Origin of the sequence: Bradyrhizobium sp. SZCCHNS1050 (genome assembly GCF_032484785.1) — a bacterium.
In the GTDB taxonomy this organism is placed as follows: Bacteria; Pseudomonadota; Alphaproteobacteria; order Rhizobiales; family Xanthobacteraceae; genus Bradyrhizobium.
The window spans coordinates 1,910,011-1,924,427 of sequence record NZ_JAUETR010000001.1 but is presented as its reverse complement, the minus strand read 5'-3'; the positions used below and the strand labels follow the sequence as shown (position 1 = coordinate 1,924,427).

16 protein-coding genes are annotated in these 14,417 nt (G+C 65.5%); all 16 read right to left on the bottom strand.

The window, feature by feature from the left end:
- Positions 1–47: 47 nt before the first annotated feature.
- The 16 genes from QX094_RS08775 to QX094_RS08700 all read right to left on the bottom strand — a co-directional run bounded on the left by QX094_RS08775 (position 48) and on the right by QX094_RS08700 (position 14,228).
- Complete coding sequence (locus QX094_RS08775; protein WP_316187822.1) at positions 48–545, bottom strand: 2Fe-2S iron-sulfur cluster binding domain-containing protein; 498 nt, start codon at positions 543–545, stop codon at positions 48–50.
- Between the two features lie 21 nt (positions 546–566).
- Positions 567–1,097, bottom strand: a complete 531-nt coding sequence (locus tag QX094_RS08770) for a luciferase family protein (RefSeq protein WP_315716257.1) — start codon at positions 1,095–1,097, stop codon at positions 567–569.
- A 7-nt stretch (positions 1,098–1,104) separates the two neighbouring features.
- Positions 1,105–2,094, bottom strand: coding sequence for a 2Fe-2S iron-sulfur cluster binding domain-containing protein (locus QX094_RS08765; protein WP_316187821.1), 990 nt, complete (start codon positions 2,092–2,094; stop codon positions 1,105–1,107).
- A 56-nt stretch (positions 2,095–2,150) separates the two neighbouring features.
- On the bottom strand, positions 2,151–3,176 hold the full coding sequence (locus QX094_RS08760) for an aromatic/alkene monooxygenase hydroxylase subunit beta (protein ID WP_316187820.1): 1,026 nt from the start codon (positions 3,174–3,176) through the stop codon (positions 2,151–2,153).
- Positions 3,177–3,197: 21 nt separating this feature from the next.
- On the bottom strand, positions 3,198–3,497 hold the full coding sequence (locus QX094_RS08755) for an MmoB/DmpM family protein (RefSeq protein ID WP_315716254.1): 300 nt from the start codon (positions 3,495–3,497) through the stop codon (positions 3,198–3,200).
- 9 nt (positions 3,498–3,506) lie between these two features.
- Complete coding sequence (locus tag QX094_RS08750) at positions 3,507–3,887, bottom strand: Rieske 2Fe-2S domain-containing protein (RefSeq protein ID WP_316187819.1); 381 nt, start codon at positions 3,885–3,887, stop codon at positions 3,507–3,509.
- Positions 3,880–4,125, bottom strand: a complete 246-nt coding sequence (locus QX094_RS08745) for a toluene-4-monooxygenase system B family protein (RefSeq protein ID WP_316187818.1) — start codon at positions 4,123–4,125, stop codon at positions 3,880–3,882. The genes QX094_RS08750 and QX094_RS08745 overlap by 8 nt, the downstream gene beginning before the upstream one ends.
- 89 nt (positions 4,126–4,214) lie before the next feature.
- Positions 4,215–5,699: an aromatic/alkene/methane monooxygenase hydroxylase/oxygenase subunit alpha gene (locus QX094_RS08740; protein ID WP_316187817.1), complete on the bottom strand. Its 1,485-nt coding sequence runs from the start codon at positions 5,697–5,699 to the stop codon at positions 4,215–4,217.
- 427 nt (positions 5,700–6,126) lie between these two features.
- Positions 6,127–6,450, bottom strand: a complete 324-nt coding sequence (locus QX094_RS08735; RefSeq protein ID WP_316187816.1) for a 2Fe-2S iron-sulfur cluster-binding protein — start codon at positions 6,448–6,450, stop codon at positions 6,127–6,129.
- Positions 6,451–6,466: 16 nt separating this feature from the next.
- A complete protein-coding gene (locus QX094_RS08730; RefSeq protein WP_315751476.1) occupies positions 6,467–7,228 on the bottom strand; it encodes an SDR family NAD(P)-dependent oxidoreductase in 762 nt (253 codons plus the stop codon).
- Complete coding sequence (locus QX094_RS08725) at positions 7,225–7,842, bottom strand: HD domain-containing protein (protein ID WP_315751478.1); 618 nt, start codon at positions 7,840–7,842, stop codon at positions 7,225–7,227. The genes QX094_RS08730 and QX094_RS08725 overlap by 4 nt, the downstream gene beginning before the upstream one ends.
- Positions 7,839–9,284, bottom strand: a complete 1,446-nt coding sequence (locus QX094_RS08720) for an aldehyde dehydrogenase family protein (protein WP_316187815.1) — start codon at positions 9,282–9,284, stop codon at positions 7,839–7,841. The genes QX094_RS08725 and QX094_RS08720 overlap by 4 nt, the downstream gene beginning before the upstream one ends.
- 16 nt (positions 9,285–9,300) lie before the next feature.
- Positions 9,301–9,903, bottom strand: coding sequence for an HD domain-containing protein (locus QX094_RS08715; protein ID WP_315716245.1), 603 nt, complete (start codon positions 9,901–9,903; stop codon positions 9,301–9,303).
- Between the two features lie 54 nt (positions 9,904–9,957).
- Positions 9,958–11,766 (bottom strand): PEP-utilizing enzyme, encoded by a 1,809-nt coding sequence (locus QX094_RS08710; RefSeq protein ID WP_315751484.1) that lies wholly within the window; start codon positions 11,764–11,766, stop codon positions 9,958–9,960.
- A gap of 43 nt (positions 11,767–11,809) precedes the next feature.
- Positions 11,810–12,889, bottom strand: coding sequence for a PEP/pyruvate-binding domain-containing protein (locus QX094_RS08705; RefSeq protein WP_315751486.1), 1,080 nt, complete (start codon positions 12,887–12,889; stop codon positions 11,810–11,812).
- Positions 12,890–12,971: 82 nt separating this feature from the next.
- Positions 12,972–14,228 carry a cytochrome P450 gene (locus QX094_RS08700; RefSeq protein WP_316175730.1) on the bottom strand — a complete coding sequence of 419 codons (1,257 nt, stop codon included), beginning with the start codon at positions 14,226–14,228 and terminating at the stop codon, positions 12,972–12,974.
- Between the last annotated feature and the right edge of the window lie 189 nt (positions 14,229–14,417).

The window sequence follows — 14,417 nt, the reverse complement described above, 5'->3', positions numbered from 1 at the left end:
GTGCCCTCCTCGGGCCCCGAAATGAAAGCGAGGCGCTTGAAACGAGGCTATTTGGGTTTTGATCCAATCAGCCCCATCTGAGCGGATGTCGCCGGCTCATCTGTTCGAGTCCCTGTCGCTGAACGGGTGCACGCGCAGACTCGCGCCTTAGCGCGTCCGCGGCGAAACCGGAGCCGTGCGCCGGGCGGATAGGCTCGCGCCAACTGATTGTGCTCGATCCGGTGTTGCATCATGTCCCGTCGGGTCTGGCGCTCGTCGAGCATCAGGACCAGATCCGAGCAGGGCTTGGTCGAACACAGCAGCAGAAAGCCGGCTTCAGCGTCCTGAGGGTAGACCGTCAGCGCATCGGAGCGGTCGACGTTGCCCGACACCAAGCGCGCGGCGCATGCGAGGCACCAGCCCTGCTCGCAGATGTAGGGCGTCTCGATGCCGGCGTCGATCATGCTGTACAGCAGATATTCGTCGGATATGGCGTCGAATGTGAACGTCCCCTCCGGACGTTCCAGCCGTATGCGAAACCGCCTGATGTCGCCTTCATTGGTCATGGCCGAGAGCTCCGTCATCGCTCACCACCGGCTGTCGGGCAATGCGACGTCGCCGATGCGGCCGCTCGCGTAGCAGTGCGCGGCCGCGATGATCCGCGCAGCAACCGCCAGCTCGCTTTGATCGCGCGGCGCGTAGACCACGAGGCTCTGCGGCGGCACGGCGCCGGCCATGTAGCGTGCGAACGGATGCACCGTGCCCCAGCCCTTGGCCGCCACCTTCTGCGCCCATTCCGGCCGCAAGGTCAGGTGCAGCGACCCGTCGGGGCGAACAATGAGCCACACCGGCGCGAACACGAAGGCCTCCGGCTGGCCCATGGCATGGATGTCATCGAGCGCGAAGGCGCGGCCTGCGGCGTTCATCGGCGCCGGCACCTCTTCGACGCCAGCCAGCGCGCAGGCGCAGGACACGAGCTGTGCGGCGTATCCGGCGGGCGAGGTGTCGCCGAGCTGGTGGCAGGGCCATGTCGGTGCGAGCCGCGGCGCGCTGCCGGGACGTGTGGCGAGACGGCGCAGTCCAGGCGCCATCGCCCAGACGGGTGCAGCACTGCGCACGCCTGCTCTAGCCGAAGCTGTCATAATGAACCTGCGTGATCGGAACATCGGCGGCGCGCAGCAGCGACCTGACCGCGTTCACCATGACCGGCGGGCCGGCGACATAGAACTCGGCCGCCGCGGGATCCGGGATCGCGGCCTTGATGACATCGGTGACGAAGCCGGCCGCATGCGGCCAGCCGGACGGCGCGTGCTCGACCACGGGCAGGTAGCGCGTCCGGGGCGTTTGCGCGATCGCCGCCGCCAGCATGTCATCAGCGGCGAGATCCGCCGGTGTACGGGCGCCGTAGATGACGTCCGCGGGCGATCCGAAATCGAGGCGCGCAGCCGCAGCCTCGCGCAGCATCGCCAGGATCGGCGCAATGCCGGTGCCTCCCGCCACGAACACCTTGCGGCCCGGCTGTCGACGCAGCGTGCAGGCGCCGAACGGCGCCTCGATGGTGATCTGCGCGCCTGGGATCAACGCGGCGAGCGCGTTGCTGCCCGTGCCGCCATCGTAGCGCCTGGCAATGAACTGCAGGACGTTGCTGCCCGGCAGGTTGCACATCGAGTAGCAGCGCCGCAGCCCTTCGCCGAGATGCAGGATCGCATACTGACCCGGCCGGAAGTCGATCGGCTCGGCCGTCTCGAAGCTGAACTGGCGGATCTCCGGCGCGAGATCGTCGACGCCGCGCAGGATCGCCTGTTGCTCGACGCATCGCGGCGTCGGCGCGGACCAGTCGCCGGGACCACGCGCGATCGTGACGTCGGAGATCGCGCGTGATTGACAGGCCAGGATGCGGCTGCGTCGTGCGTCGCGCGGATTGATCGCTGGCGCGCCGGGAAAGACCAGATCGACCTGGCCGTCGACGAGCGTCACCTTGCAGGCGCCGCAACTGCCCCAGCCGCATTCGTAAGGCAGCGCGACGCCCCCGCGTCGTGCTGCCTGCAGGATGGTGTCATGGCCGGCCGCGTCGATCGCGACACCGTCAGGCTCGATGCGGAGTTGCCGGGTCATCCACGCCATCCTTTCGGCTTGGCGGTCGGCGCAGCACGCCGATCGCGTCCGCCAGACTACAAGCCGCAATCCGCGATCAGCCTTGCCTGGGCCGTCATGGTCCGCTCCAGGATCGCCCGTGCACCGTCGGCGCCGGGCGCGGTCGAAAGTGCCTCGCTGAGGCCGCGCGCGGCGCGTTCGCCGAGCGGCATCCACTTCGCGACCCACTCCCGCAGCAGAACCGCGTGCTCCGGGACCTTGCCGGTGGCGTAGCGCACCAGGGCCTTGGTGGTCTCGACGGCATAGGCTTCGTCGTAGTTGCGGAAGTCGTCGTGCAGCAGCGCCAGCAGGTCATCGTCGTTCGTGCGCGCCAGATCGGCGATCTCGCGGTTGAAGACGTGATCGAAGATCGGCCTCAGCACCAGATTGCGGGAGACGAACGCTTCGCCCCAATCGTAGGCGATCAGCTGCTTCTCGATCAGCTCGCGCAGGCCCTGCCATTGCGGCGCCTGCGTCCAGACGGTACGGGCAATGTTGCTGTCGGCGAGCTCCGGGCGGCCGGTGTCGAGCGCCAGCGCCTTGGCCAGATAGGCCTGCCGCTGCACCCGCCGCATCTCGTTGCCCATCTGGAAATAGAAGGTGTTGGTGACGAAGGCCGATGGCGCCATCTGCGCCACATAGGCCGCGCTCATCTGCATCGCATGTCCGGGAAACCGGACCGGCAGATAGGATTGGCCGAGGAAGTCGAGCCACGCCGCGGGAAGCTTGCGGTAGCTGTCCTGGCGCTCGAACTCGTCGATCAGGTTGTCGCAATAGACCTCGCGATCCTTCTGGTCGGTGACATAGCGGCGATAGGTGTAGGTGAGGGGATCGCGATAGCCCTCCCAATCGTCCAGCGTGAGCCTCGAGCCTTCGCGATTCCTGAGATAGAACTGGTTGATCGACCAGTTCTCGGACAGCTCGAACGGCGCCGGCGCCCGCCGGAAATGGCTGTGGAACTTGTAGGTGACGGCCTCGTATTCCGACGGCAGCCGGCGCTCGGTCCACAGGCTCCAGGTCTTCTTCTGCTTGCGCGCAGCCGGCTTCGCGGTCATCGCGGTCATGACATATCCTCCCGGGATTTCTTATGTGTGGATGGTCCAGACCCATTCGTCGTCCATCGACTCGAGCCGCCCGCCGAACGACACCAGGCTCGGCTCGATCTCGGCGAGCCGGAATGGCCGCCCCAGCGCCGCCTGCATGCTCTTCTGCGTCAGGCGGAAATTCCGGTCGGCCTGGACGCGGACATAGCCGCCGCGGTCCTCGATGACGATCTCGACGTCCGGATTGTCCTGCTCGCTCGCCGCGATCACGGCGTCGATGATGTCCTCGTCGACGCCCCTGATGACGGGGCCGACCAGTTTCGGTGCTGCTGTCGTGGTCATGGGCTTGTCCTATGCGTCCTGCTCGGTCTTGTGGCGGAGGCGGCGCAGCCGTCCGTCGTTGGGCACGCCGACCAGAATCGCTTCGCCGTCCTTCTTCACCGCGTAGCGGAAGAGGCGGCAGTCGCGCGGGTTGAGGCCGCGGCCGTCATCCATGCTGAACTCCCACTCATGGGCCGAGCAGGTGATGGTGCCGGATTCGAAATCGACCTTGCCGTCCGCCAGCAGGATCTCCTGGTGCGGGCACATGCCCTGGAAGCAACGCAGCTCGCCGCCAGGAAGGTGCATCACGATCACTTCCTCACCGTCGACCTCGACGCCGATGAAATCACCTTCCCAAAGGTCGTCCAAGGTCGCGACCTGCCTCCACGTCACGCCGGCATCGTCAGACATAGGCCACCTCGATCCAATCCATCGGCTGGATTCCGGACTGTGCCACCGTCATCGCGGACGGCAGCTCACGGCCGTTGTAGTAGACGCATTTCCACGCGTTCTTCTCGGCGACGCGCAGTCCGACCGCGTGCTGGGCGACCTTGTCGGCCACGATGCTCATGCTATCGCCGTCGTCGACGGGGATCAGCAGGACGACGAAGTCGCCGCGGAAGTTGGCTTGGAGCGGGAACAGGGCCACGCTTACCTCCCAGATGTGTTGTTATATCTGTGGTCGTGTCGGGTGGTGCGTCGCTCGTAAGCGGCGCCTGTCAATTCATGCTGGGCGGATCATTCGGCCGCGAGGCGAGACGCGCCATTCCAGGCGTAGCTCTGCGCGTCATTGCCGGCGACATCGGGCGTGATGCCCATATATTGCAGCGCGCCTTCCAGGGTCGGCGGCTGGATGTGTCCGGCCAGGAAACGGTCCACGATCGAGAGATGGGTGTCGTAGCGCTCGGGCTGGCTCTTCCACACCCACTCGCAGACTTCGCAGCAGAAGTTCAGCTTGCGACCGTTGTGCGTGGTGATCCGCGGCGCCTGGCCGATGCTCGGGCTGCAGATCGGAATGTGGCAGCAGTTGCAGACGACCGGCAGCGTCGCCGGATAGGTCTTCTCGATCTGGCCGGTGCGGACATTGTCGCCGATCACGTCCCACAGCTTGCCGAAGCGATCGTTCCAGCCGGGATATTTCTGCTCGAGCCAGTCGCGCTCGGCCGCGGACACGCCCGCATCGGGATTCCACCACACCGTCGGCCGCCAGAACCAGACGCCCATGTGATAGGCGTGATGGACCCAGTCGAGCTCGGGCAGGAAGTGCTCCTCCCAGTACCATGGCACGTTCATGCCGAGGTCCTTGAACTGGTCCATGAACTGCCGGCAGATCCAGTCATTCATGAACTCCTTGAACGACATCGTCCGGCTTTCCAGCGGCGTGTAGTAGTCCATGGAGATGCCGGTCAGCAGCGCGAACAGCTTCCACGACCGCCAGAACATCTGGTCGACCATCTTCTGCGCCTCGGCCTTCTTGCCGTTGTTGATCATGATCTTCAAGGTCGGCTCGCCCTGCTGCGAATGCCGCGCCTCGTCGGTCTGGATCGAGGAGATCAGCGCACCGAACTCGATGTCGCCGACATGCAGCGCATCGGAGGCCATGCCGAGGAACTGCAGGTTGGTGAAGCCGGTCTCGAAGGTGAATGTCAGCTGGATCGCCGTCGACACCGCATCATTGGCGGTGAACATGTCGTCGAACAGGCTGCGCGCCGCGATCACGCCCCACTCGTTGGTGTGCATCGCCTTGTGGGCCCAGTCGAATTGCGGATCCTTCGCCAGCAGGCAATAGGGGAAGTAGATCTGCGCCTGGCCGTGGCGGCATTCGTCGAGGGTGCCGAAGGTCGCCATGTTGCGCCAGGCAGCGGCGCGGCCGAACCGCGCCATGCGCGCCTCGCCGATCGAGGCGAAATATTCCGGAACCGGAATGGCGCCGTAATGCGCCTTGATCGCCGACTTCCAGCCGGCATCGAGATTGTCATACAGATTGGAGCGCGCGATCGTCGAGCGGATCGAGCAGATGCCGTCGTCCTTGCCGGCTTGGTTGTGGACGTACTCGCGATAGGTCAGCTTGTACGGCTCGTCCCAGCCCCACCATTGCTCGCCATGGATGCCGAAGCTCTTCGACAGCTCCTCGGGAAAGACCTCGTCCTCGCTGACATAGGAGAAGGCCCAGTTCATGTCGCGGGCTGTGTCGTAATAGTCCCGCCGCTGCAGCTTCGGCATGCGTTGCTCCTCCCGAGCGATGTGATCGCGTTTGTTGCTCTTCGTTGCGGTCCGCTGCCGCCCTTGAACGGGCGAACGTTGTGCGGCGCGTGGCGGTGGCGTACGAGTCAGGCGGTTAGACCTGATAGATCGTCGCGCGATGTTGTAGGATCCAGTGTAGGCCGCATTCTTTGGTTTTTCTTTAGGCCGCGGGTGCGCATGAACATCGGGCGTATTCGGGCGCGATTGTGAGCGCAGTCGACCGCATTCCTGCTGCTGCGCAAGCGACGAGATGATGCAATGCGAAGGGAAAGCGGCGGCGAGGATCGGCGCGGCCGTATCGACCAAGCGGGTCGATCTGTTCAAGCGAGCAGCTCGATGCCCGTCATCGTCCTACTGCCGATGATGCGTGCGGCGTGATCAAAGACCGGTGCAACTCTCCGGCCGTTCAGCGGCTGAGGCCGACGACCTGCAGCACCAGACCGTCGAGCGCGTCGGTGATCGAGATCTGGCACGCGAGGCGGCTCTCCGGGCGCACGTCGGTGGCCTCGAATTCGAGCAGGTCGACCTCGATGTCGCCGGCGGGGCCGACGCGCTCCAGCCATGCCTTGTCGACGTGGCAATGGCACGTGGCGCAGATGCAGGACCCGCCGCATTCGCCGATGATGCCATCGACACCATTGCGCTTCGCCGCCTGCATGGCGCTCTCGCCGGGCTCGGCCTCGACAAGGCGCACGGTGCCGTCCGTCTCGATGAAGGTGATTCTGGGCATGGGTCGTTGCGTGTCCCTAGATGAACTGCCGGCCGCCGTCGATGATCAGGGTCTGACCGGTGATGAAGGTCGCGGCCGGCGACGCGAAGAACAGCGCGCCGCCGACCATGTCGTCGACGTCGGCCGCGCGCTTCAGGGCTCCGCGGGACACGCCATATTCGGCGGCATTCTCCATCAGGCCGAGGCTGGCCTCGGTGAGCGTGAAGCCGGGCGCGATGACGTTGACCGTGATCTTGTCGTCGCCGAGCTCGCGCGCCAGCGCACGCGTCATCGCAATGACGGCGCCCTTCGACGAGACGTAGTGCAGCCACATCGGCGAGCCGCTCATGACGGTGGCCGACGAGACGTTGACGATCGCGCCACCGCCGGCGCGTCGCAGCAGTGGCGCGGCCGCCTTGCTCATCATCCATACGCCCTTGATGTTGACGCGCATCACCCGGTCCCACTCGGCCTCCGGGATTGCCTCGAAGCCGCGGCGTTCGAGCCCGGCATAGATCGCGGCATTGTTGACCAGCACGTCGAGGCCGCTCATGCGCGCCAGCGCGAATTGCGCCAGCGCCGCGGTGGACGTCTCGTTCGCGACGTCGACCTCCGCCGCGTGCGCCTTGCCGCCGCGGTCGCGGATCAGCCGCGCGGTGTCGTCGGCGCCGCCGAGACGGATGTCGGCGGCGACGACCTCGGCGCCGGCCGCAGCAAAGGCGAGCGCGAATCCGCGGCCCAGCCCGCCGGCCGCGCCGGTGACGATGACGCGCTTGCCTTGCAGTTGGATCGGACTCATGTGGCAACCTCGATGTGCAGCAGATCCGCCATGAACGCAGACGCCGTGCCCTCGGCGATCAGCGCCCGGGCCATGGTGGTGCCGGCCTCGGTCAGCATCGACGGCAGCACGAAGCTTTCCAGCATCGCGAGCGTCTCCTTCGGCGGCGTATCGAACCAGCCGCCGATCGTCGCGACCCCATGGCCGGTGAAGCGCCACAGCTTGTCGGCGTCTTTCATCAGCGCATCCTCATGCGAGATCGCCGTCTTTCGGGTGTCGTGGCCGTCGATGATCGCCAGGATGGTCTCGACTCTTAGCCCGGGGATCGCCAGCCGTGCGAACGCCTCGGCTGCGATCTTCACGCCTTCGATCTCGTGGGCACGTTGCAGCTCGGGATATCTGGGATTGGGGCCGACGGCGGCGGCGAGCTGCTCGGGCGGGAATTTCTTCCAGCCGACGTCGTGCATGAGGATCGCCGGCAGCACCACGGCGGCGTCCGCTTCGGGATGGATCCGTAGCAGCGCCTGGCCAAGACGATAGGAGATCAGCGTATGCTCGTCGTTGGAGCGGACGTCCAGCCACGGCCGCGCCGCAAGCCAAATCGGCAAATCCTGTTCGCGCAGAAAATGCATCATCGCAGCTCCGTGTCGTAGCTGAGATAAATCGTCTTGTATTCGAGGTAGTCCTCGATGCCGTAGCGGCCCTTCTCGCGGCCGATTCCGCTCTGCTTCATGCCGCCGAACGGCGCGCGCTGGTTCGAGCGCTGGATGTCGTTGACCCACACGGAGCCGGCTTCGAGGCGCTCGGCCAGGGTCAGTCCTGTCGCCAGGTTGCGCGAGAACACGAAGGCGGCCAGTCCATAGACCGTCGCATTCGCGAGCCGCAGCGCCTCGGTGCGATCGTCGAACGGGGCGACACCAAGCACGGGGCCGAACGTTTCCTCGGTCATGACGAGCGCGGAGGGGGGCGCATCGGCGATCACGGTCGGCGGCAGGAACCAGCCCTTGTCGTAGAGTCCGCCCGTCAACCGAACGCCGCCGGTCAGCACGGTTGCGCCATTGGCACGGGCATCGGCGATCTGCCGCTCGCTGTTGCGGTATATCTTCTCGTTGATGAGCGGTCCCAGCGCGCAATTCGAGGTCAGGCCGTTGCCGACGTCGAGCTGCGCGACCTTGTCGGCGAGCGCAGCGAGAAAGGCCGCGTAGATGGGGCGCTCGACATAGACGCGATTGACGCGGTAGCAAAACTGGCCGGAATTGGCGAAGGCGTGACGGGCGATCGCAGCAGCCGCTGCGCCGATATCGGCGTCGGCGCGGACGATGGCCGGACACTGGCCGCCGAGCTCGAGGGTGACGCGCTTCATCGTTCCGGCTGCAGCAGCAGCGATCGCCTTGCCGGCCCTGGTGCCGCCGGTGAACGCAATCTTGCGCGGCGTCGGATGCGCGATCATCTGCATGCCGAGGTCAGGGCCGCGACCGGTCACGGCATTGAAGCAGCCGTCCGGAAACCCAGCGGCCCGAAAGAGTTCAGCGAGCCGCAAGGTCGACAGCGGCGTGTCCTCGGCGGGCTTGGCGACGACGGTGCAACCGGCCATCAGCGCGGCGCCGAGCTTGAAGCAGAGCAGCGTCACCGGATAGTTGAAGGGCGTGATCGCGACCACGACGCCGACCGGCTCGCGTGTGATGATGATCTTTTCGCCGGCCACACCCGTCAGCGGCATCTCGGCGTGCAGGCGCAGGCCTTCCTCGGCATAGACGTCGAGCAGTTCGGCCGAGCGCTGAATTTCGCTGACGGCTCCCGCCAGCGGACGGCCGAGCTCCCTGGTCAGCAGGCGACCGAGCTCACCGGCACTCTCGCGCATCAGCCGCGCCGCGTTCCTCTGCAGGCGGGCGCGCTCTGCCACGGGCGTTGTTTTCCACGATTGGAATGCGATGTCGGCCGCGTTGATGGCGGCATCGACATCCGCGCGCCCGGCCTCCGGAACGCTGTCGACCGTCTCGCCCGTTGCCGGATCGACGACGTCGAAGGTCGCGCCGCTTTGGGCTGCAACCCAGCGGCCGTCGATGAACATGTCCATGTCCGCGGCCCCAGGTTCAGATCAGGTCGAGCATCAGCGCGGCACGGGTCTCGCCCAACGCCTCCTCGGCCATCAGTCGTCCGGCTTCGGTCTCGAGCACGGCGAGCTGCGCCGTCAGGCGCGACGCATATTGGCGCGGCGTCATCTTGAACCAGTCGCAGGCCACCGCAACGCCGGTGGTCGTGTAGCGCCACAGCTTGTCGGCGTCGCGCACGATCCGGTCGTTCAGCGAGCGCGGGTAGGGGCGAGTGTCGTGGCCGTCGATGATCTCGCCGACCGCGACGATGATGTTCTCCGGCCAATCGGCCTGTTCGAGGACGTCGCGTGACATGCGGACGCCTTCGCTTTCGTGGAGAAAGCGCACATCGGACTGCATCATGTTGGGACCGAATCCCTTCTCGATGATGTCCTTCATGTCGATCGTGTACCAGCCGATGTCGTGCAGGATGATTGCGAGCGAAACGATGTCCTCGTCTGCGTCCGGATATTGAGCGAGCAGCTTGCGTGCATACGCATAGGACAGGGGAATGTGGACGTCGTTCTTGCGCGCGCGCATGTACGGCTCGCTGATGCGCCAGACTTCGTCATAGCGGTTGCCGACATCGGACCTATCGAGCATTGCAATGTTCCATATGCGGAGAGAGGCCGGCGCCGCCGGCCTCTCTCGATTGGGTCAGGACAGGATGGTCACTTCGCCGGTCGAGCCGTTGACGCGCAGCATCTGTCCGTTCTTGATCGAGGAGCTGGCGCGTCCCGTGCCGGTGACGGCGGGCAGGCCGTATTCGCGGCACACGATCGCGGCGTGGGACATCATGCCGCCGATGTCGGTGACGATCGCGTTGATCTTGCCGAAGATCGGTGCCCAGCTCGGCGCTGTGACCGGCGCAACCAGAATCTCGCCCTGCTGGATCTGGCCGAGCTCATCGGCGGAGCGCACCACGCGAGCGCGGCCCTCGACGATGCCGGGGGAAGCGGCCATGCCGGACAGCTTGGTGGTGTTGGCGGCGCCATCGAGCCAGCGGCCGATGCTCTCCGTGGTGATGCCCCACAGCATGATCGTGAACGGCTCGGTGATGACATCGGGCGGATTGTTGAGCGCGGGCTGCGGCGGCGTCGTCGCGAGCGCAGCCAGGATCTTTTTCCGCCGCTCGATCTCGGGCGGCCAATAGGTCGGACCGATCGCCGGTGCGCCAACGGCCCAGCCGTTGCCGTAGTCGAACAGCGCGTCGCGGACTTCCTGACGGTTCAGATAGAACAGGTCGTCGGCGTCCTTCCAGAAGCCGGCATCGCGGAAGATGGCGCCGAGCTCACGCATCTTGCGCCAGAATACGCTCATCGACCAATGCTCGATGTAGAAATTGTGGTTCTCGACATAGGGGAACACGGTCCGGGCGAGCCCGAGCTTGCCCTCGAAGGCTGCGCGGGCGTCGGCATCGAGCATCTCGGCATATTCGGACGTGATGCGGTCGCGCTCTTTGGCAATGGCCTCCGTCGGCCGGTCGATCTCCTCTCCCCGCTGCACGCGGACGACGTAGTCCCTGACATAGCCGAGCGGGATGTCGAGATGCTCGATCCAGTACTTGTCGGTCGAGTAGAAGCCGTTGCCGGAGGTGAAGTTGAACCAGGGATCCTGCGCCTCGTTCCAGGCCGTCAGCCATTCGGCGCCGTTCGGCGCACGGCCGACCGCAGCCAGCGCCTCGTCGACCGATCCGCTCTTCAGGGCATCGGCGACACCGAGCTTCACGGCGAGCTTGGCGAGCTTCTTCAACTCGTCGTCCGGACGGAACAGGTCGACTTCCACGCCCTGCACCATCTTGGCGATCGCCTGATCGGGAATGGTGGGGAATTGCCCCTTCATGAAGCTGAAGAAGTCGAGATAGGCCGCGTAGCCGAGATTCAGGAACTCGAAATGGTACTGCCAGGTCTTGTAGAGCAGCTGGATCGCCCGGTCGTAGGTCTCCATCAGCGCGTAGGTGTTGTCGAGGCCGACACCGGCCGTGATCCACTCCAGCGGCACGGCTTCGGGCAGCGGCTCGAAATTGAGCGCCTCGAGATCGGCGATGTTGGCGCGGACCTTCTTGTCCCAGTTCGCCAGCAGGCGGTCCCAGTTCTGGAAGTAGTAGCCGGCGCGCTCCATGAAATGCGGTACGCGACCAGCGATCAGCTCGGGCGCCACCGCCACCGGGCTCATGTAGCAATAGCCATTGTGGATGCGGTACTCGACGCCGTTCGCCGGCGGGATCAGATAGTGCCGCGTGTTGTACTGGCCGAGACACTTGACCGCGAACTCGACGGTGACGGCGTCGAACGGCTTGAACGGGCTCGGCCAGTGCTGCGAGTCGCAGAACCAGAACTTGCCGTCCTCCTTGTCGCGCAGGCTGTTCTGGAACTGGAGATAATAGGGATAGAGCTTCTCCCAGCCCTCGGCGCCGACCGGCGTCTTCAGGTCATAGGGACTTGGGAATTTCGCATGCGCCGTCATTGTCGTTTCCCCTCGGTTTCTCTGTTGCTTGTTGTCGTGATGCTCACCGCTTGGCCTGGACCGGGGCCAGCAGCGTTCCAAGTACACCCGCAATCCCGGTCTCGTAGATCGCGGTCGACTGCTTCTTCTTCTGGCTCCAGACGGTCTCCGGCCGGCTCTGCAGCGCCACGAGGTTCTCGTCTTCAGGGAGATCGGCGTCGATCGCCCATTCGACGTCCTGCGGACAGCCCATGCTGCGCTCGAGCGACTTGGCGAGCCTGGCGACGGCGAGCACCTGGGCATTGGTCAGGGAGGGCAGGGTGCGGCGCTCCGGCGCGATTACGCGCTCGACGGTCCGGCGCTCGGCGCGATCGGCGACGAGTTCGAAATCCTTCTCGGCGATGCGGTGCTTGATGACCTGCAGAAGCACCTTCTCGACGACGAAATTGTCGGGCGTGATTTCGCCGGAGACCACCGGCTCGCCGAGCCCGAAGGCGGAATCGATCACGATCTTGGTGCGGTCGCCGTTGATCGGATCCAGCGTCATCGCCACGCCCGCGGCGGCGGCGTTGACCATCTTCTGGACGCCGACCGACATCAGCACGTCGATCTGGCCGAGCCCGTTCTCGGCACGGTAGGAGATCGCGCGCGCGTTGAAGAGGCTGGCCCAGCACGCCTTGACCTTCTCGACCACGGCGTCCTCGCCGACCACCCAGAGATAGGTATCCTGCTGGCCGGCGAAGCTGGCGTCGGGCAGATCCTCGGCGGTTGCCGACGAGCGCACCGCCACCGGCAACTGACCGTCGGGCGACATCCGGCGATACGCCTCGCGGATCGCCTGCTCGACCGCGCCCGGCATCGGCTGCGCCATGATTGCGTCGCGGATCTCGTGCGACAACTTCTCTTCGTCATCGACATCGTCGAGCACGATCCGCGACAGGCGCTCGCTGATCGTCGCCTCGAGTCCGTTGCTTCGAAGATGAAGGGCGTAGGCGTCGGTCGCGACCGCAAATCCCGCAGGAACGCGCACGCCCTGTGCGATCATGCGCGCCAGGCTCGCGCATTTGCCGCCGATGCGCGGGAAGTCGTCCTCGCGTGCGTCTTCGAACGGCACGATGAAGGATGCGGCTGCGTTGGCGCCCATGCGTCTGTTCCCCACCTTATGGCCCGGATCGGCTCCGGACTTGTTGTTGCTTGTGAAACGCGGTCCAATGACGATCGTCGTGTCAGGCCACGTCCCATTCGATCCGAAGCGCCGTCGGCACGCGGAACGAGATGTTGTGAACGAAGTCGATGGTCTGGTCGGCAGCGAGCCGGAGGCCAGGAAGCCTGCGGGTCAGCTCGCCGAGCGCGATCGCGAACTCGATGCGGGCCAGCTGCTGGCCGACGCAGGTGTGAATGCCGTAGCCGAAGGCCAGATGGCTTCTCGCGTCGGTGCGCCGGACGTCGAAACGGGTCGGCGCGGAGAACACCGCCTCGTCGCGATTGGCGGAGCCGATGAGCAGCAGGATATTGGAGTCCTTCGGCACCGGCACGCCGCCGATCTGGGTGTCCTTCAGGGCGCGCCGGCGCCAGGCCACGATCGACGGGCTGAAGCGCAAGCACTCCTCGACCGCATTCGGAATGAGCTGCGGCTCGGCGATGATGGCTTCCCAGTTGTCGCGCCGCTGCAGCAGCTCGCGCATGCCGTTGGCCATCAAGGTCGTCGTGGTCTCGTGGCCGGCGAACAGTGCGCTGTAGAGCACCCCGGCGATCTCCTCGTCGCTGATCTCGGCGCCGTCCTTCTGCAGTCGGACCAGATCGCCGGGCAGATCGTCGGTCGGATCATCGTGGCGCTGACGCACCAGCGCGCGGCAGTAGGTCCAGTATTCGACCATGTTGCGCGCATGCACGATCTGCTCGTCGTCGCTGAGGTCGCCCCAGGTCAGCAGCGCGCGGCTCACCGCCCAGGACTTCACGCGCGGCACGTCCATATTGGGAATGCCGACCAGCTTGAACAGCACCAGCGCCGGCACATCATAGGCAAACTCGCGGAAGAAGTCGGCATGTCCGCGATCGGCGAAGGCATCGATCGCCTGGTTGACGATCGCCTTGATCTCCGGCTCGATCGCCCTGAACCGACGCGGCCCGAAGCAGCCCTGGACCAGCTTGCGGATGCGGGTGTGATCGGGCGGTACCCGCGCCGACAGGCCGGAATAGGCGGTGAAGCCGCCCTCGCGCATGATGCGCTTGCCTTCCTCGCACATCGCGCGAAGCGGGGCCTGGGCGTTCTCCGAGGAGAATGTGCGCCAGTCGTCGAACACGGCCTTGATGTCGGCGTGGCGCGCGACGACGTAGTATTTCAGCTCGTCGGAGAAGAAGACCGGCGCCTCGGCGCGGGCCCATTCATAGAACGGGAACGGATCGCGCATCTCGAAGGGATCGAAGTCTTTGGCGGCGTCGCTATAGGGGCACCGCGCCAGCTGAGCTGCCGAACCTGGCATGTCGTCCTCCCATTCGCCGCCTTTGCCGGCGACGTTGTCATGGGCTCACTCTAAGCGGCGGCCTTTGGGTTTTCTTTAGCCCCTAACTCTATGGCAAATTGAGATAAATCGTCAATTCTGCTGGCGGCGGCACCCCCATGGCGCATGGCTTGGCCGGCAAAGGTCGCGTGACCGAGCCGGTCGCGAACG